Genomic DNA, 17,537 nt, shown 5'->3' on the forward strand with positions numbered 1-17,537 from the left:
CCGGTCTTGTTCAGGTGTAAAGTGGCAGGATCGCACACACGGACCACCGCCGCCCGACCCATGCCGCCCGCCTTTCCCGCCCTCCTGTCCGCCTTCCAGTTTGCGCCGCGTTACGACGTGGCCGTTGCCAGCCGGCGCGGCGCCGGAGCTGTCCAGCGTGCGGAAAACCAGGACAATTTCGTCGTCATCGACTTTGCCGGCAAGGCCTGTCATTTGCTGGGGCAGGAACCCCGCCACATCCAGCTCGCTGGCTGGCCGGCCGGGCACGGGCGCGTCGCCGTGCTGGACGGGATGGGTGGCCATGGCCATGGACGCGAGGCGGCCGAAGCGGTGGCGGCCGGACTGCTGACGGTCCCGCCCTGCCACAGCGCGGCCGAGCTGACGCGCCATCTCGACGTGCTGCACGCCGAACTGCAGCGTCATTTCGCCTTCGACACGGGCGCCCGGCCCGGCACCACATTGACCTTGCTCGAATTGCCGGCCAGCGGCCAGCCGCTGCTCTACCACGTGGGCGATTCGCGCCTGTACGAGATCGGCTTGACGCGCGCCATGCCGCTGACCGTGGACCACGTGCCCGCCACCGCGGCCGCCATGAGCGGACGCATCGACGAGCGCAGCTGGTGGCGGCAGGTGCACGGCGCGCATTCGCCCCAGATCGCGCAGGCTTTCATCCTCGGCAACACCTTCAGCAACCCGGCGCAGCTGTCCGACCCGCTGTACGAACTGACGCCGCTCAAGCTGCCATCCTGGCTGTGCCGCTTGCCGGACCGCCGCGTCCTGCCACTGCGCGAAGACGCCGTCTACCTGCTGGCCACCGACGGCTTCTGGTCCTGCGCCGCGCCCGACAGTTTTGTAAGCCGCTGGCCCGGGCTGCTGGCGGGTGCGCCGGATGCAGCGGCGATGGTTGCCCGGCTGTTCACGGCACTCGATGCGACGCCGCCGGAGGGGCTGCAGGCCGACAATCTCACGGCGCTGGTGCTGCGTCCGCTGGCAGGAATGGCCAATGCGCATGCCGACGAGACCGCCCTGCCGGACGCTGCCCGCAGCGGTGCCGGTCGTGGTGACCGCAGTTAAAAAATTCCCAACAGTAAATAATGTTGCTAATCAATGAATGTGGCGCGCCGCTGGGTTCCAAAAACGCATAAACTTGCACATGCGCTTGCCACCGCGCTTGTCAACCCGTCGAAAGCCCGATCCGGACCATGAACCGCTGCCGCAATCCCGACCATCCGCACTGCACCGTCTGGGTCATGCCCGGCGACGGCGTGTGCGCACACGGGCATGCGCAGCCGGCTGAAGCAGCGGTCGCCACCGCCGTAACCGTCCCCGCGGTCCCGACGGCCGGGCTGCCCTCGAGTTTCGAGGCCATCAGCGCCTTGCGCGCCGGCCGCGGCCCGGTGGCCGCAACGGTCTTTGCGCCGCAGCAGGCGCCGGCCAGGGCCCAGTTGCAGCGCCCGCAATTGCATATCAGCGGTTTCGACCCGCGCGCCGCAGGCGGGCGCCAGGCCATCAAGCTGGAACTGCGCGGCATGCCCATGGATTGCGCGCCCGAGGTGCGCATGCTGGTGCATTCCGGCCTGCGCCTGCGCGACGGCGACAGCCATGCCTTCCAGCGCACCTCGCGCGGCGACTGGCGCCCGGTCTTCCTCGAATTTTCCTCGCGCGGCCTGGAGCACGGTCAGTACCGGGTCGAGATCGAGCTGCACAGCCGCCACGCGCACCGTCCCGAGGCCAGCCGCACCTGGACCTGCACCCCGGTGATCCTGGTGCCGCGCCAGGACGCCAGCCTGGGCGACATCCACCAGGCCTTCCTTGCCACCTGCAAGAACGTGCGCGTGACGGCCGACGATGCCGGCATCGCGCGGGTCCATGCGCCGGGCGGCGGCCGGGTCGATATCGACGTCTCCGCCCGCAACGCCTCGATCGCACAGGTGAACCTGGGCGAAGAGGGCGGCAAGATCGACCTCGGCTTTTCCACGATCGCCTGGGACGAAGACCTGATCGAGATCGACGTGCCGCCCGAGGCCGAAGACCACCCTTGCCCTGCCAGCGCTGCCTGCCTGGTGCATGCCGAGCCGGACTCGGCCGCGCAGCGCCACCTGCGCCTGTTTGCGCTCGACGAATGCGTGCTGGGACGGTTTGAAGAATCCGCCCCGGAAGCCGACCTGCTGCTGGCCCACCACGGCGAACATGGCGAAGAGCGCTGCGGCCTGACGCGCCGCCTGTCCGGCCGCCACGCGCTCATCCGCCAGAGCCGCCATGGTTTCGAGATCGAAGACGTATCGCGCTATGGGCTGCTGCTCGACGGCGTGTGGCCCGGCAAACACGCACCGGTCCCACTGCGCCTGGGCATGCGCATCGCGCTGACGGCCAGCATCCGCGGCGTGGTCGAACTCGAAGTCACCGCCCTGCTGCCGCACGGGGTCATCCTGCACCGCGTCGATGCGGGCGCACGGGCCGAAGCCTTCTACATCGTGGCGCCGGACACCGACCCGGGCAAGACCAATGTCGCCGCACAGGAACGTGCTGTCCAGCCACGCGCCGCCGCCATGCCGCTGCTGTTCCACCGCGACGGCGGCTTCTGGCACCGCGACCCGGTCTCCGGCCAGGACACGCCCTTGGCCCCGGGCACGGCGCTGGAGCGTTTGCGCGGCCTCGGGCAACAGCTCCGCTTCGCAGCGCTTCCGTATCCGGAAGCGCGCGACCAGACGGCGCGCAGCGGCGAACGCCGGCGCGCCCAGCCTGCCTGGCTCGATGCCTGAGTCTGCCCAGGCCTTGCGTTGGCCTTAATTCGGGCGCAGCACCAGGAAGACCAATGCGGCACCGGCCAGCAACGCGGCCTGCAGCCCAAAAACGACGGCGGGAATACGGAGGTGTTCAGGAATTTTCATGGCGCGTCCTCGCGTTTGCATGAGATGACAACCTGTATTGGACACCGGCCGGCGCCCGCAGGTTTCCCGTTGCGCCTCATGCATGACAAGTATTTTCGCTAACCGTGACGGTTTGCCGAACCGGCGTCAATCGTGGCGCCATGCCGCCGGCCATGCCGGCAGCGGGATGCGCTCGTCGTCGCCCGGCACCGGCGTGAAGGCGCCCGCTTCCCAGTCGCGCGCCGCCTGCTCGATCCGCTCGCGGCTCGAGGACACGAAATTCCAGAAGATGTAGCGGCGCCCGTCAAGCGGCGCGCCACCGATCAGCACGAAGCGCGCGCCGGCGGCTGACGATACCCGCACCGGCAGGCCAGGCTCGACCATCGCCATCGTATTCGCCGGAATCGCTTCGCCGTCGACCTCGATCGCGCCCATTGGCGCGTACACGGCGCTTTCTTCCGGCAGGCCGCCCAGGTCGATCGACGCGCCGGGCGCCAGCTGGACGTCGAGGTAGAGCGTGTGGCTGAAGGTCGGCACCGGCGAAGTGTGGCCGAAGGCCGTCCCCACCAGCACGCGTACGGTGGCGCCCTCGAATTCGACTTCCGGGATCTGGTGTGCGGGCGTGTGCGAGAACGCGGCCGGCGCCTCTTCGTGCTCGCGCGGCAGCGCGGCCCACAATTGCAGGCCGTGGGTGCGGCGCAGCTTGCCGATCAGGTCTTCCGGCGTGCGCTCGGAATGCACGATGCCGCTGCCGCCGGTCATCCAGTTGATCGCGCCCGGCTCGATGCGCTGCTCGGTGCCCAGGCTGTCGCGGTGCATGATGGCGCCTTCGAACAGGTAGGTGACGGTAGCCAGGCCGATGTGCGGATGCGGCCGCACGTCGTGGCGCGCGCCCGGCTGGGCTTCCACCGGTCCCATGTGGTCGAAGAACAGGAAGGGTCCGACCGACTGGCGCGCGGCGGCCGGCAGGATGCGCCTTACCGTGAAGCCGCCGCCGAGATCCTTGTCATGCGATTTGAGCAGGTGCGCGATGGGCATGGCGATTCCTCCGGTGGTGAAAAGGTGGTTTTACTGTACACCATCCGCGGCCGGGCCCCGCCCTGCCGCAGGACAGGCAAATGCGGGACGGCCGCCGGGCCCGGGCGCCAGGAAGGCGATGACGGCGGCCAGGATGCGGCTCCTGAGTTCGGCCGGGCCGCCATCGAACATGTCGTTGTGGCGGGCGTTATCCAGTTGCACGATGCAGGATCGGTAGCGCAGCTGTTCGCCGGCCGTCGGCAGCACGCCCGGGTCGGCGCCGGTGTCGGATGCGCGCAGGCTCAGCACCCGCACGCCGTTCCTCGGCAGCGCGGCGCGCCGGTTGTCCAGCGTGACCACGGCCGCGATGCCGTCCGGGTGGGTGCTTGCCAGCCATGCCGAACTGTCGCCGCCCATCGAATGGCCGACCAGCACGGTACGCCCCCAATCGTAGCCCGGGTAGGCCTGGGCCAGCGCGGCATGTGCGAAGCGGATGTTGGCGACGCCGCGGCGCGCGATCCCGGCACGCTGGCGCGGCATGTCGCCGGCCGGGTCCATCTTCGCGTCGCCCGCGACTTCGTGGCCGATGCTGGCCACCAGGTAGCCCTCGGCGTTCAAGGCCTCGGCCAGGAAGCCGTATTCGCGGCTGCCGATGCCATAGCCGTGGTTCAGGAGCGCGACCGGGCAAGGACGCGCGACTGTGCAGGCGGATGCACGCGCGGGGAAATACAGTTCGACCGGCACCGGCCGCGCGCGTGCGGCGTCGACCAGCTGCAGGGTCGTGGGTGCGGCCTGAACGCTGGAAGCGGCCAGCAGGCTTGCGGCGGCCAGCAGCCGCCAGGTGATTCTCGTCATGGAATGAATCCGTCGCAAAGGGTCACATCAGCTCGCGCACCACGCGAAAGCCGATGATGTCGTTCGACAGCGCGCTGGAAAACGCATTGCGCAGCGCCGAACGCAGGTAACGCGGATTGTACTGCCAGGAACCGCCACGCAGGATGCGGCGCGTCGGGTCGCCCGCGCTCTCCCAGGCGCTGCCGTCCAGCGGCGCGCCTTCGTAATTCGCATGCAGGGCATCCTGCACCCATTCCCAGACGTTGCCGTGCATGTCGTACATTCCCCAGGGGTTGGGCGGGAACATGCCGCCGGGGGTGGTGCCGCGCCGGAAGGCGCCGAGCGGCCCGCCGTGATAGCTGAAGCGGCCGTCGTAGTTGGCCTGATCGGGGCTGATGGTATCGCCGAAGCTGAAGGCAGTCCTGGTACCGGCACGGCAGGCGTATTCCCATTCCGCTTCGCTCGGCAGGCGGTAGCGCATGCCGGTGGCCGTCGACAGCCAGGCGATGTACTGCTGCGCATCGTCCCAGCTCACCCCGACCACCGGGTGCGCATCGGTCTGCGCAAAGCCAGGGGCGTCCCAGTGCACCTCGCCCTTCGGCTCCCACCCGGTTGCCGCCGCGAACACGCGCCAGTCGCCCACCGTCACCGGATAACGTCCCATGGCGAAAGGCCGCTCGATGCCGACCCAGCGCTGCGGGGTCTCGCGCTGCAGCCACTTTTCCTGCGCGCCCGCCTCCATCGCGATCTTGCGTTCGTGTTCGTGCGATCCCATCTGGAAGCGGCCGGTCGGGACCAGCACCAGCGCCGGGCCACTGCCGGCGCCATCGAGGAAAGCGTCGCGCAGCACGCCCTCGCCATCGGCCACCGGGCTGGCGGCGGTCGGCATCAGCCTGGCGAGATCGTCGGCGGTGCGCGCCGCCTGCAGTTCCCGGGCGCGCTTCTGCTCGGCGAGATAGCTGGCCGCGGCGCGCGCCTGCACCAGCTTGCGCTGGGCCTCTTCCTGCGCAAGCCGCGTCTTGGCGGCTTCTTCCTCGCGCTTGGCCAGCAGCTGCTGGCGCAGCGCATCCTTGCGCGCCGCCCGTGCTTCTTCCGCGACAGCGCGTTCCAGGCGCTGCTGCTCGCGGCGCTGGCGGTCGATCTCCGCACGCGCGGCCAGCTTGGCCTGCTCTTCGAGCTGGCGCCGCGCCGCCAGCTCGCGTTCGCGCTGCTCCTCTCCGGCCCGCGCCGCCGCTTCGCTGGCAGCGATTTCCTCCGGGGTCGGGCCGCTGGCGCGACGCAAGGCCTCCAGCAGGGCCCGCACGCTGGCCGGGCGCGCCGCCGCGTCGCGCGCGAAGCCGGTGCGCAGCACCTGCCACTGGTGCGGCTTCATACCCACGGGCGCGACACCGGGGTCCAGCGGCAAGGCGCCGTCGAGCATCTGGTAGACCATCATCGCTACCGCGTACACGTCCAGCGCCGGCGACGGCTGGCCCTGCGGCTTGCCCGCTTCCGGCGCGCGGTAGCCGGCGGTGCCGGAGGTTCCCGGGGCATCCGGCGGCAAGGCGGCGGCACCGCCGGTGGCACGGGCGCGCGCCGCGATACCGAAGTCGAGCAGTTTCACGTCGCCGCGCTCCGTGACGAAGACATTGCCCGGCTTGATGTCGCGGTGGACCAGGCCATGCTTGTCCCAGGCGTAGTCGAGGGCGGCGGCCACCGGGTCGAGCAGGGCCAGCACGCGTTCGAACGGCAGCCGCCCTTCGCGCGCCAGCAGGCCGTCGAGGTCTTCGCCTTCCAGGCATTCCATGATGATGAAATAGCTCGATGTCGCCGGGTCCTGCGCCCATTCGTAGACGCGCACGATGTTCTCGTGCGCCAGGCGCCGCGCACGCGTGGCCTCCTGGATCAGCAGCTTGGCATGGCTGGCCGATTCGGTGAGCTGGGGCGGCAGGATCTTGAGCGCCACCTGGGCGCTGTGGCCCAGCTCCGCGTGGGTGGCAAGATCGGTGGCCTGCCAGACCTGCCCCATGCCGCCATGCGCAATCAGGCGCTCCAGCCGGTAGCGCCGGTTCTGGGGCCCGAGTTCCTGGCCCGCCATCAGGCCGATCTCGGTGCCGGGACGTGCAGGCGCCTGCGCCGCCTCGTGGGAAACGTCATCGCCCACCGCCGCCGGCGCATAGACCGCATCGAGGATCGCGTTCTTGCGCTGGTCGAACTCGTGACGGCTCAACAGTCCATCCTCGTGCAGCGCACGCAGTTCACGGATCTTGTCGATGGCTGTCTGCATTGCTTCCGTCAGCCCGGGACGGGCGCGCCGCAGGATGCGCAGAAGCGGTCGCCTTCGCGCGCCGGATGGCCGTGGGCGCACTGGCGCACGGCGGCCACGATGCCGGTGCCGAACCTGGCCTGGGTCGCCAGCAGTTCCACCTGATGGCGGCGGTCCTTGTCCACTTCGACTTCACGGCGCGCCTGTTCCTGCCGCACCTGCTCCAGCGCCTCCGCCGGCGTGAGCTGGCCGGCGCCGACCACGCCCGCCAGTGCCGACAGCTGGCCGGCATCCATGGTGGCGTGCACGCGGGTCTTCATGAAGTCGTTCAGTGCAGCGGCATTCGGCGCGGCAGCCAGCGCCAGCTTGGCGGTGTCATCCATCGCGGCAAAGGCATCCATGCGGCGCAGTTCGCGCTGCGACTGGGCGTCGCCCTCGGCCAGGTGCAGCGCGTGGCGGCGCTCCTCGGCTTCGAGCTGGACCGCCTGCTGCTCGCGCGACTGGCGCGCATCGAGCTCGATGGTGCGCTGCAGCTTGTCCTGCTGGAGGCTGGTGCGCGTGGCCTCGACCTGCTGCCTGGCCTGCTCGTCTTCCCATTCCTGCAGCCGTTCGGCCTCGCGCCGCCGCGCCGCGTTGGCCAAAGCCAGCGCCTGATGGCGCGCCACATGCTCTTCTTCGTCGATCGCGCGCGCGCGGCGGGCCGCGTCCTCTTCGCTGGCGCGCAGGCGCACGAGTTCAGCATGCTGGCGGCTGGCGTCCTCGATCAGGTTCGCCTGCTCGATCTTGTTGCGGATCTGCTGCTGCAGCAAGGCTTGCGAGAAGCGCTGGCGTGCGACCTGGCGCGCCTGCTGGGTTTCCTGCTGCGCGACCTCGAGTTCCGTGCGCATGCGCACCTGGGCCAGCGCGCGCAGGTGCTTCCACTCCTGGGCTTCATCGAGGCGCGCAGCGCCCTTCTTGGCCAGCTCGTGTTCCAGCTCGGCCAGTACCTCGCCGGCGCCGCGCTCGAGCGCCTGCTTGCGCGACTCGGCGTCGAGGATGCGCGCATACAGCTCGATCTGGCGCGAACGCACGGCATGGGCGCGGTCGGCGCCCGTCAATGACAGTTCGGCGCGCGCGATCGCATCATCCTGGCGCAGCTCGGCCTCGCGCTGGCGCACGCGTGCCTGCTGCTCGCTGCGGCGCAGGCGCTGCCATTCCTCGGCATCGTACAAATCGTCGAGGTGCTTGCGGTGCTCGACCTGCACGTGGCGCTCGTCCGCTGCCAGCCACAGGCTGCCGACTTTGGCGCGGTTGGCGTCGTATTTGTCGTGGCGCAGCTCGACCGTGTCGACCTTCACCACCGCCAGCCCGTACTCGGCCAGCAGCAGTTTCAGCCCCCCCTGCAGGCGCTCGTCCAGCTGCTCGCGCAGTTCGCGATTGCCCGCCATCTCGCGGATCGAGCGCGCACCAACGAATTCTTCGGCCAGCTGGCGCACCGGTGCGGCCAGCAGCTCGGACAGCTCCTTGCTGCCGATGGTGCCGGGCATGGTCATGAAGTGGCGCGCAAAGGCGGGCACGTTCTCGATGCGCAGGCTGACCATGAGGCGTGTGCTGACGGCGAGCTGCTCGGAGGTCAACACGTCGTCGAAGCGGAACTCGACCGGCAGCGCGCCGGTGCGGGTGACCAGGATCTCGGCATGCTGGTCGCGCAGCAGGTGGTTCAGGCGGGTGAAGAAGCCTTCGATCTCGTATTCGCCCTGCGGCACTTCGGTGGTCTTGTCGCCCTGCAGGATGAAGGCGCGCGCCGTCGCCGGCACGCGCAGGGTCTTGACGAACACGCCGGACAATTCGCGCACGCCGAAGAACACGGCCAGTTCGTCCGGCCCGGCCACCCAGCGGTTCTCGCGCAGCACCGGCGCATTGCGCGGGGCGCCGAGGATCATGCCGCAGCCGGCGCAATAGCGCGCATCGCCACCCTGCTTGCGCTCGCAGCGCGGGCAGCTGGCGCCTTTCACTCCGAACATCTCGAACATTTCCGACTCCGTTTCATTACTTGCAACTGACCGCTTCAATCGATTTTAACAGGCGCGCCAACGGTGTAGAGCGTCTGAGAAAGTCCCCAGGACACGGCGCATCGTCGAAGACAGTACGCTAGTACGGCGAGACGAATGCAAGGCCGTCATGGGGGATTTATCAAGCGCTCTCAAATGATGCCGATCCGCTCCACGCAAGCGAGGCTTGCGCCGCGTTCGCGCAAGGCTTCGCGCCATCCCGGCGGCAAATCCGGCTCCCAGGCACGCGGCACCAGGATGCGGTCGCCGGGCGCCGCTTCGCGCAACATCAGGGCGCATTTCGGCGCCACGCCATCGACCGTCTCGACGCGGCCGGCATGCCAGCTCGACGACTGTCCCGTGGCCAGAACTCGCCCGCGGGCCAGGAAGTCGCGCCCGCGCGCCATGCGGTCGGCCATCACCAGGGCCAGTTCGAAGGATCCGCCCTGGAAGCGTTCTTCGCCGAACCGCACCGTGGTGCGCCATTGGCCCGTGCCACGGCCGTCGTGGTGGCGCGCGCCGGCCAGCACCGCGCGCACGCGCGCCTGCAGGGCCGCATCCACGCCGGGCGCGGCGATGCTCGATTCCTCGTCTTCCTGGTGCGCCGCGGGGCGCACGCTGGCCTCGACCCAGCACAGCGCGTCGCCGGCGCCGCCACTGTAGAGCGGGAACCAGGCGCGCGCCGTGGAGACGCCCGCCGCAGGATCGGGATGCCCGCTCAAGGCGCCGAGATGCGGCAGGCCTTCGCCGCCGGCCAGCACGCCAACAGGCACCTGGCGCAGGCAATGGCCATCGATGCGGCCGAGGTGCCAGGCGTCGGACCAGCCGTTGGCGACCACCGGCCGCTGCGGCGCCCACAGGCTGCGCACGATGCGGTCGGCCAGCACCGCAGCCAATTCCCAGTCGCGGCTGCTTGACAGCGGGGCGCGGTCGAGACTGAGCACGACCTGGTCGCGGCTGTCGAAACGCGGCTCGGTATGGCGCGCCAGGCGCACCACCTGCTGCATCCGCTGCGCCACTTCCGGCGCATCGGGCACGCTGCATTTGACTTCGGCCCGGCCGCCGCGCGGGCGCACGGTAGCGGTGACAGTCAAGAGCGAGCCGTCGGGCGCAATGCTGCGGCAGGTAACAAGCGGCGCGTTCATGCGGCCACCTCGCTGGTCGCACGGCGCGCCGCGCAATCGCATTCGAGATTGGCGACGATCCGGTCGGCCTCGTCCAGCAGTAGGGCCACCATCGCGCCCCCGCAATTCTTGATCCGCGCCAGCAGGGCCCAGGCCTCGTCGAGCGCGGCGGCAGCGCGGCGGCTATGGCGCGCACGGCGCAGCTGTTCGGTGGCGGCCAATGGTTCGTTGGGCGCAGCCAGGGCCAAGGCCGGCATGGTGCCGACCGACAGGCTCACCAGGTCGAGACGGCGCAGCAGCTCCTGGTGGCGGCGGAAGGTCGCGCAATCGGGCGGGAACACGGCCAGGCGCAGGCCGCACAGGACGCAGGGCAGCTCCAGGAACAGGCGGCGCAGCGCCGTGCGGTCTTCCGCTGCCGCATCGAAGGTTTCCTGCGGCAGGCTTGCCACGGCCGGCGCGGGCTGCATCGCCAGGCGCGCCGTCAACAAGGCGGCCAGGTCGCGCGAGGCGCCCAGGTCGACCGGCACGCAATCGTCGACCATCACACCGTAGCGGGTATACAGCAGCTGGTTGAAGCCGGTGCGGAAGGCGTTCCACTCCTCGAAACTGGTGCAGGGCGGCAGGTCCAGGTTGCCCTGGGCCAGTTCGCGCTGCAGTGCGGCCTGGAGCGCCGCCACGAAGCCATCCAGGGCCACCCGTTCGCCGCCTTCGCTGGCCAGGAAAAGGTCGAAGCGCTGCTGGGCTTCGCGCGGGTCGGCGCTGTCGATGGCGAAACTCACGCGCAGGCCGATTTCAGGCGCGGCCGCGAACGGCACCAGGTCGCAGCCGTAGGGGCCGGGGTGAATGCACCAGGCGCTCTCGCCGTCGAGGATGGCCAGGCGCGCGCCTTCGCTCAGGCGGCGGGTACGCCCCTCTTTATTGGCCAGCACCGCGAAGCAGCCGTCCGGCACCGTCCCGCCCTTGGGAACCGGCAGCGCGATGAAGGCCGCGCCCAGGCCGGAAAGGTCCGCGGGCGGCTGCCGGAACGGCCTTTTGAACAGGTTCAGCATCTCACTTCCCGTCGGGCTCCACGCTGAAGCGGGCGCCATGCCGCTGGAAATGCCGTGCAGGGGCCTCCGCAAAGGGCCAGGGGCCTTCGCATTCGCCGTCGCTGTCGAGTTGCCCCTGCAGCACCGTGGCGCCGGCGCCATCGAGCACGCGCAGCGGCTGGGGTTCGGGCTGGAGCCCGCGCAGCAAGGTGGCTGCCAGCCGGGATTGCGGGTCGAGCTGCAGGATCACGCGGTCTTGCACGAAGTGCAGGCGCCAGGCGCCGTCGTCGGTGACGAGGGTGTCCAGCGCCGCCCCGCCGTCGGCCGCGCGCAGCATGCCGGCGCTGCCGCTCCAGGTTGCCGGCGCCGCTGCGGCACGTCGCTGGCCGGCCAGCACCTGCAGTCGGCGCGTGGTCAAAGGTGAAGCCTGCAGCGCCGCGCGCTCGCCGGCCGTCAGTGGCCTGCTGCCGTCAAGCGCCCCCAGGAGCACCGTATCGGCCAGCACCAGCCGGTCGCCCTCCACGCGGCGTCCCGCCAGCAACTGCGCCTGCAGCCTGCGGTCCAGTCCTGTCATGTCCATCGATTCTCCTCCTCCATGCCTGCTGCACTTACACCTGCTGATGCGCCCAGTTTGGCAATCGCAGCGTCGCGCCGCTTGCGCAGCGTCGGCAACGAGACGCCGTCGAGCAGCGCGAATTGCTGCATTGTCGGCAGTTCGCCCGTTGCCGGGTCCAGCCAATCGGACGGATAACTGTCGTCGAAAGGCCCCAGCAGCTTCAGGTAGACCGCCAGGCGCACCGGCAGCGACTCCTCCGCCATCATGCGCATCGCCCAGCTGCCGCGCTCCTGCGCCGCCGCTGCCATCTCCAGGTAGCGGGGGGGCAGTGAAACGCGTTCCGCCAGGCTGGCGTCCAGCAGTGTCAATGGCTCTGCCGGCGGCGCCGGGAGCTCTTCCCCGGCGTCGGCAAGGTCGAGTTCCTCCTGCTGCGCTTCCAGTATCTGGTCCGGTCCCGGCGTGCTGCCGCTTTCCGATTCACCCAGCACGCGCCAGTAATCGTCGAGCCAGGCGCCGGCATCACTGGCATCCTGCAGCCAGTCGCGGTCCTGGTTCGAGGACAGCGCTTCGTACTCGCCGATCTCGCGCAGCATGGCGCCGATCTTGCCAGGATTGTCCTTGAGGCTGGCGAAGCGCTTGGAACGGGTATGCAGCGGGCCGGGTGCGCCACCGAAGGCTTCCAGGGTCTCGCTCCAGCGCATGATCCACTCCGGCCGGCAACCGGCGATCGAGCGCAGCTGGCGCGCCTCGATCGGTTCCGCATCGAGCGTGCGCCCGAGGATGGCGCCGACCTGCCCGCGGTGCTCGCGCCAGGACGCGAACAGGCGCGCCACTTCGCCGTAGGCGGTATCGAGCATGCGGTAGGCGTAGATGCGGTTCGGGCTGCACGGGCGGCCGCAGGCGGCCTGGTAGTTGTCGCTGTCGACCTTGTCGCGCAGGACGGCATACAAGTCGTTGAATTTCTTGCGCAGCGGCGCGTCGCCGCCTGGCGCGGCCCAGAAGGCGCTAATGCGGGCGTGTTCGCTTGCGACCGCGGAGCACAGGGCGGCCCAGTCGGCGGGACGGGCCTGCAACTCATACACCAGGGTCAGGGCCAGTTCGTGGGCGGTATCGCCGTAGCTGTTGCCGGGCGCGGCGCCGAGGCTGCCGCGCCTGCCCAGCAGTTCCGCGACGGCATCGACATACTCCGTGAGGCCGGCGTCGCGGCCCGGTTCGAGCAGCAGCATCGGATCGATGCGGGCGAACGCCGCCAGCGAGCACTGTCCCAGCAATTTGCGGACCTGCTCCCAACCGTGCTCCTGGTACCGGGTTCCCGGCAAACGCATGCTTTCCTCATCCTCGATGGCCATCCGCAAGCGAGCGGATTGTCAACAGATGATGCCATACAAACACATATTCGAGGCGCGCAGCAGAAGGCTAATCCGGCTTCTGTTCGAGGGACCGGGATTGCATGGAGCGCAAGATTCCGGCGACGATGGGCGCGGCATGCGCACCGCCCGTCAGCCTCGACTGGCTGACGAATGCGGCAAAGGCGAGCCGGCGGGTCTGGCCGGGCAAGCTGCCGGGCTCCAGCCAGCCCAGGAACCAGACCGTCGCCATGCCGTCATCGCCGGTCGGCGCGGTACCGGTCTTGCCGAACAGGCCGGCGCGCAGCCGGTCGAACTCCCTGCCGCGGAAGGCCCCGGTGGCCGTGCCGCCGTCGATCACGCCCTTCATCCCGGCACGGATGCGGTCCAGCCGCACCCCGAGCTCCGGCCCCGGATCGCTCGCCGCCTCGCGCCCGTCGAGTTCCTGCAAGAGGCGCGGCGCCACCAGCCTGCCCTGCCCGACCGCGGCTGCCACCAGCGCCATCTGCAGCGGGGTCGCCTGCATGCGCAGCCCGATGGCCATCTGGCGTACCTCGTGGCGGGTCTGGATCGGGTCGAGCAGCGAGGCGCTGCCCTGCAGGGCGTCCCAGCTTGACCAGCGAAAATCTGCCGGCAGCAGGCCGCCGTCGAGCCGCAGCGGGGCGCCGAAACCGAGCTTGCGGGCCATGCCGGCCACCGGGCGCACTGCGTCGAGCGCTCCCGGTTCGAGCTCGCGCACGCCGGGCGCGCCGCCCTGCGCTGCGCCGCCAAGGCTGCGGTCGCCCAGTTCTGCGGTCCAGGCGAACCAGGTATTCACGCTGTGCGTCATCGCCTGCGCCAGCCCGAGCCGGCCGTCGACGGCCCGGGTGCCGGCAAGCTGCTCGCGGAAATTCGTGATGCGGGCACCATTCGCGCCCGCCGTGTCTGGATAGGCCGGCGCACCGGTCCGGAAGCCATAGCCGCCGTCACGGGCCATCCGGTCGATGTCGGCCAGCGGCATGCCCTGCAGCAGCCGGTCGAGCCGCTTGTCGTTGCGCGCTGCCTGCTCCGCCCCGAGCGCGCTGACCACCTTGAAGGTCGAGCCGGGCGCCCGCTGCGCGCCGCCGTCGTGCTGGAAGGCCGGCAGGCGCAAGGGGCTGCGCGCCGGGTCGGCGCGGTCGAAGTCGCGCATTTCCGGCCAGCGCGCCGCCTCGACGCCGCCCGTGCCGCCACCGGCCGCCGCAAGGACCTCGCCGCTGCCGGCGTCCAGCAGCACCAGCCCGGCCTGGCGTCCGGCTGGCAGCGCGCCCGCGCCACTACACTGCTTTCCATCCCATTTCCCTTCGCGCAGGCCGATGCAGTCGAGCGCCGCCTGGGCCGCCGCCTGCAGGCGCAGGTCGAGCGTGAGCCGGGCCGTGTGCGCCGGGCCCGGCACCCGCGCCAGCATGCCGGCCACGCTGGACGCGTGGTCGCGGTGCACGCCCAGCAGCGTCCCCAGCCCGGCCGCCTGGGCCGCCGTGCTGGCCCGCCCGTCCGACCACAGGGCTTCGCCGTTGCGGTCGGCCAGCCGCACCTCGGCCAGCGCGGTCCGTCCCGGCGCATCGGGGGCCGGCAAGGCCTGCCATGCCAGCCGCCCGCCTTCCAACCGCAGATGGCGGTAGGAGGCATCGGCGCCGCCGGACAGCGAGCCCAGGTCCAGCGGTTCGAGCTCGAGCACGATACGCCCGGCGCCGGGCTGCGGCACCAGGCCGACACGCTGCACCGCATCGCGGCCAGGGCAGGCCCGTCCATCGCACTCGCCGCGGATGGTGACAGTGGCCCCCAGCACCTTGCGCACCCGGCCGGCCAGCAACAGCTCGACCGGCCCGGCGGCGTCCAGGGCCAGCTCGGCCGTCCCGCCGGCGCCGCCGTTGTCCCATGCCGCAACGCGGCGCCATGGCGCCCAGCCTTCCGGCAGGCGCGCGAACAGGCGCATGGCAGCCACCGGCAAGGCGTCCAGCTGCGCCACCGGCACCCCGCCGACGCTGGCCTGCCACTGTGCGTGATGGCCGGGCCGGACCCGCCAGGCCAGCAGGCGGCGCTCGCTGTTATAAACCCGCAGCTGCTCGCGCACGAAAGCGCCGTCGGCGCGGTAGTACAACCGGTCGAGCAGCTTGCGGCCATCCTCGTCGAGCCGGATGCCTTCCCAGCCCCGCAGTGGCGCACGTCCTTCCGGTGCTGCGGCAAGCCATGCAGCCAGGTCGCGCGGTGCGACCTCGACCAGGCCATCAGGCGCCAGCCGGATGAGTCCCCGCTCCTGCAGGCGTTCGAACAGCAGCGCGTCTTCCAGTCCACGCGGGGCGGCGGCCGGCACCACGTATTCGCCCGGCGCAAGGCGCAGCGCCGGCAAGGCCGCGCCGGCGCCGAAGGCCTGCACCAGGCCCGTGCCCTCAACGCCCGGCGCATAGCGCTGCAATACCAGCTCGCCCGCCTGCGGGCAGGCGTTACTGGAGCGGCGCGTAAAACGCAGGGCGCCCTCCTTCCACACCAGCCAGCCGGCCTGGCCAAGCGTGCCCTGGCCGCGCGCCGCGCGCGACACCAGGCCATTGCCGGCGTCGCTGATCCATGCCGCCTTCGCTGCGCCGGCATTCCACCCCATCCGCAGAGGGCCGCGCGCATCGCCGCGCAGTTCGATGCGCGGCATGGTGGAACCCGGAGCGGCCAGCAGTACGGTGCGTGCCGATGCGCCCGCGACCAGCGCCTCGCTGAAGGGATAGCCGATCCGCAGCGGCAGCAGCACCGGGCTCTGCGGATCGGAGAGCTGCTTGCACAGGTCGACCCGCACCGGCGCTCCTGCCTGCATGCTGGAGGCCACCACCACGGCAGCGCCACCGTGCTGGGTGACCGCGATACCGGGTTCGGCCGGCACCCGGATGGTCACGCCAGCAAGCCACGGCTGCAGTCCTGCCAGCGCCGACTCGCCAGCAGAAACCGTGCCGCCGGCCGTTGCCGGGAGCGAGCGCGCCGCCTGCGCCAGCACGACAGCACAGAGCAACACGGCCGCGCCGGCGAGCACGACCCACAGGTTCAGCCTGACGTGCGGCATGCTCGCCTGGCGGCTACCGCTGCGCAGGTTGCGCGCCCGGCGCCAGGCGGTGCGGGTCGCGGCGATCTGTCCGGCTAGTTGGGCAAGGGTGGCTGTCATCAAGGGTCCGCATCAACGGAGCAGCCACAGATGGGCCGCCTCGCCAATGCCTAGCGGGGGGACGCCGAAACCCATCCATTGCGCCCTGGCGCGCGCACGTTCGCGCAGGCTTTTCGACAGCTTGTTCCGCGTTTTCCGCGTCTCGTCGCAATCGGCTCGCGCGGCAACCGGGCCTGGCCTACATTGCATACATCGACAAGCCGTCGACCACCCATCCACCAAGGAGAAATACCATGAACGTCATGAAGCATATGGAAGCCGTCTTCGTCGTCGCCATCAGCCTCGCCGTCTCCAGCAGCTACCTGCTCGACAGCATTCCCGAAGCCCAGGCCCGCAGCTACGCCGCCGATACCGCCCTGGTTGCGAGCGGCGACAAGATGGCCGTGGTCACAGTGACCGCCAAACGCCTCACTGACGAAGAAAAACAGGCTGCAGGGAGCCGTGGATGAGTGCCGCAGGCTCGCCCGCTGTCGCGTAGTGGCGACAGCGGGAGCCTGGCAGCACAGCCGTTTGTATCAGCCGCCCCGCAATTCCCATCCCCATCTGTTTCAGATGTAAGCATCTGCTTCAAGCCTCCCTTTCCAGCACCCCTGGCGATATAGTGGGTCATCCATTTTGGATCTGGAGACCGACATGAAACGCACTCTTACCCTAGCAGCCCTGATCGCCATTGGCGCCGCCTTCGCGCCGCTGCCGGCCCTGGCGCAAACCGACTTCCAACTGTATATCGGCTCGGCCCCGCCGGCGCCCATGTACGAACGCATTCCGGTTGCACGCCACGGCCACGTCTGGGCGCCTGGCTACTGGGAATGGCGTCGCCACCGCCACCACTGGGTGCCGGGCCATTACATCGTCGCCCGTCCCGGCTATGTGTATGCGCCGCCGAGCTGGCACCAGCGCCAGGGCCGCTGGTACATGGAACCGTCCCGCTGGAGCCAGCATGGCGGCCGTGACCGCGACCGCGACGGCGTGCCTGACCGCTTCGAACGCCGCGGCTACGAGCCGGTGTATGCCGGTGGCTACCGCGATGGCCGCGACGGTTACCGCGATGGCCGTGACGGTTACCGCGATGGCCGTGACGGTTACCGCGACGGACGCGATGGCTACCGCGACGGACACCGTCACCACGGCCGCCGTGACACCGACCGTGACGGCATCCCGAACCGCTACGACCGCGACCTCGACAACGACGGCATCCGCAACGAGCATGACCGCGATCGCGACGGTGACGGCGTCCGCAACCGCCGCGACGACAGCCCGAACAACCCGTACCGCCGTTAATCCGCTCTCCCGCGGGTCCGGAATGGAACCAGCCGCCTTCGGG

At 70.3% G+C, this 17,537-nt stretch carries 13 protein-coding genes; 4 read left to right on the forward strand and 9 right to left on the reverse strand.

Translation table 11 applies throughout. The annotated features are described in order from the left end of the window. The first annotated feature begins 60 nt into the window (after positions 1-60). Complete coding sequence (locus tag HGB41_RS09505) at positions 61-1,074, forward strand: PP2C family protein-serine/threonine phosphatase (protein WP_171083632.1); 1,014 nt, start codon at positions 61-63, stop codon at positions 1,072-1,074. Positions 1,075-1,202: 128 nt separating this feature from the next. Next, a complete protein-coding gene (locus HGB41_RS09510; protein WP_229422958.1) occupies positions 1,203-2,762 on the forward strand; it encodes an FHA domain-containing protein in 1,560 nt (519 codons plus the stop codon). 255 nt (positions 2,763-3,017) lie between these two features. On the opposite strand, the gene HGB41_RS09515 is transcribed toward HGB41_RS09510, so the two are convergent. From HGB41_RS09515 to HGB41_RS09555, 9 genes are all read right to left on the reverse strand, one after another. Further along, positions 3,018-3,908 (reverse strand): pirin family protein, encoded by an 891-nt coding sequence (locus HGB41_RS09515; RefSeq protein WP_171083634.1) that lies wholly within the window; start codon positions 3,906-3,908, stop codon positions 3,018-3,020. A 30-nt stretch (positions 3,909-3,938) separates the two neighbouring features. Then, positions 3,939-4,742, reverse strand: coding sequence for an alpha/beta fold hydrolase (locus HGB41_RS09520; protein ID WP_171083636.1), 804 nt, complete (start codon positions 4,740-4,742; stop codon positions 3,939-3,941). A gap of 22 nt (positions 4,743-4,764) precedes the next feature. Beyond that, positions 4,765-6,987, reverse strand: a complete 2,223-nt coding sequence (locus HGB41_RS09525; RefSeq protein WP_171083638.1) for an SUMF1/EgtB/PvdO family nonheme iron enzyme — start codon at positions 6,985-6,987, stop codon at positions 4,765-4,767. Between the two features lie 8 nt (positions 6,988-6,995). Further along, entirely contained in the window at positions 6,996-8,978 is a 1,983-nt protein-coding gene (locus tag HGB41_RS09530) for a coiled-coil domain-containing protein (RefSeq protein WP_171083640.1), read from the reverse strand. 170 nt (positions 8,979-9,148) lie between these two features. Continuing rightward, positions 9,149-10,141 carry a hypothetical protein gene (locus HGB41_RS09535; protein WP_171083642.1) on the reverse strand — a complete coding sequence of 331 codons (993 nt, stop codon included), beginning with the start codon at positions 10,139-10,141 and terminating at the stop codon, positions 9,149-9,151. Further along, positions 10,138-11,169 carry a hypothetical protein gene (locus HGB41_RS09540; protein ID WP_171083644.1) on the reverse strand — a complete coding sequence of 344 codons (1,032 nt, stop codon included), beginning with the start codon at positions 11,167-11,169 and terminating at the stop codon, positions 10,138-10,140. The genes HGB41_RS09535 and HGB41_RS09540 overlap by 4 nt, the downstream gene beginning before the upstream one ends. Before the next feature lies 1 nt (position 11,170). Beyond that, positions 11,171-11,728 carry a hypothetical protein gene (locus tag HGB41_RS09545; protein ID WP_171083646.1) on the reverse strand — a complete coding sequence of 186 codons (558 nt, stop codon included), beginning with the start codon at positions 11,726-11,728 and terminating at the stop codon, positions 11,171-11,173. After that, positions 11,719-13,029, reverse strand: a complete 1,311-nt coding sequence (locus HGB41_RS09550; protein ID WP_171083647.1) for a hypothetical protein — start codon at positions 13,027-13,029, stop codon at positions 11,719-11,721. Before HGB41_RS09550 ends, HGB41_RS09545 begins: the two co-directional genes overlap by 10 nt. A 91-nt stretch (positions 13,030-13,120) precedes the next feature. After that, complete coding sequence (locus HGB41_RS09555; RefSeq protein ID WP_171083649.1) at positions 13,121-16,213, reverse strand: penicillin-binding transpeptidase domain-containing protein; 3,093 nt, start codon at positions 16,211-16,213, stop codon at positions 13,121-13,123. Between the two features lie 233 nt (positions 16,214-16,446). Between HGB41_RS09555 and HGB41_RS09560 the strand changes: the two genes are divergently transcribed. Both HGB41_RS09560 and HGB41_RS09565 read left to right on the forward strand, forming a co-directional pair. Then, positions 16,447-16,662 (forward strand): hypothetical protein, encoded by a 216-nt coding sequence (locus tag HGB41_RS09560; protein WP_171083651.1) that lies wholly within the window; start codon positions 16,447-16,449, stop codon positions 16,660-16,662. A gap of 184 nt (positions 16,663-16,846) precedes the next feature. After that, positions 16,847-17,494: a YXWGXW repeat-containing protein gene (locus tag HGB41_RS09565; protein ID WP_171083653.1), complete on the forward strand. Its 648-nt coding sequence runs from the start codon at positions 16,847-16,849 to the stop codon at positions 17,492-17,494. The last annotated feature ends 43 nt before the right edge of the window (positions 17,495-17,537 follow it).

The sequence above is a fragment of the Telluria aromaticivorans genome (assembly GCF_013003915.1).
Classification (GTDB): Bacteria; Pseudomonadota; Gammaproteobacteria; order Burkholderiales; family Burkholderiaceae_D; genus Telluria; species Telluria aromaticivorans.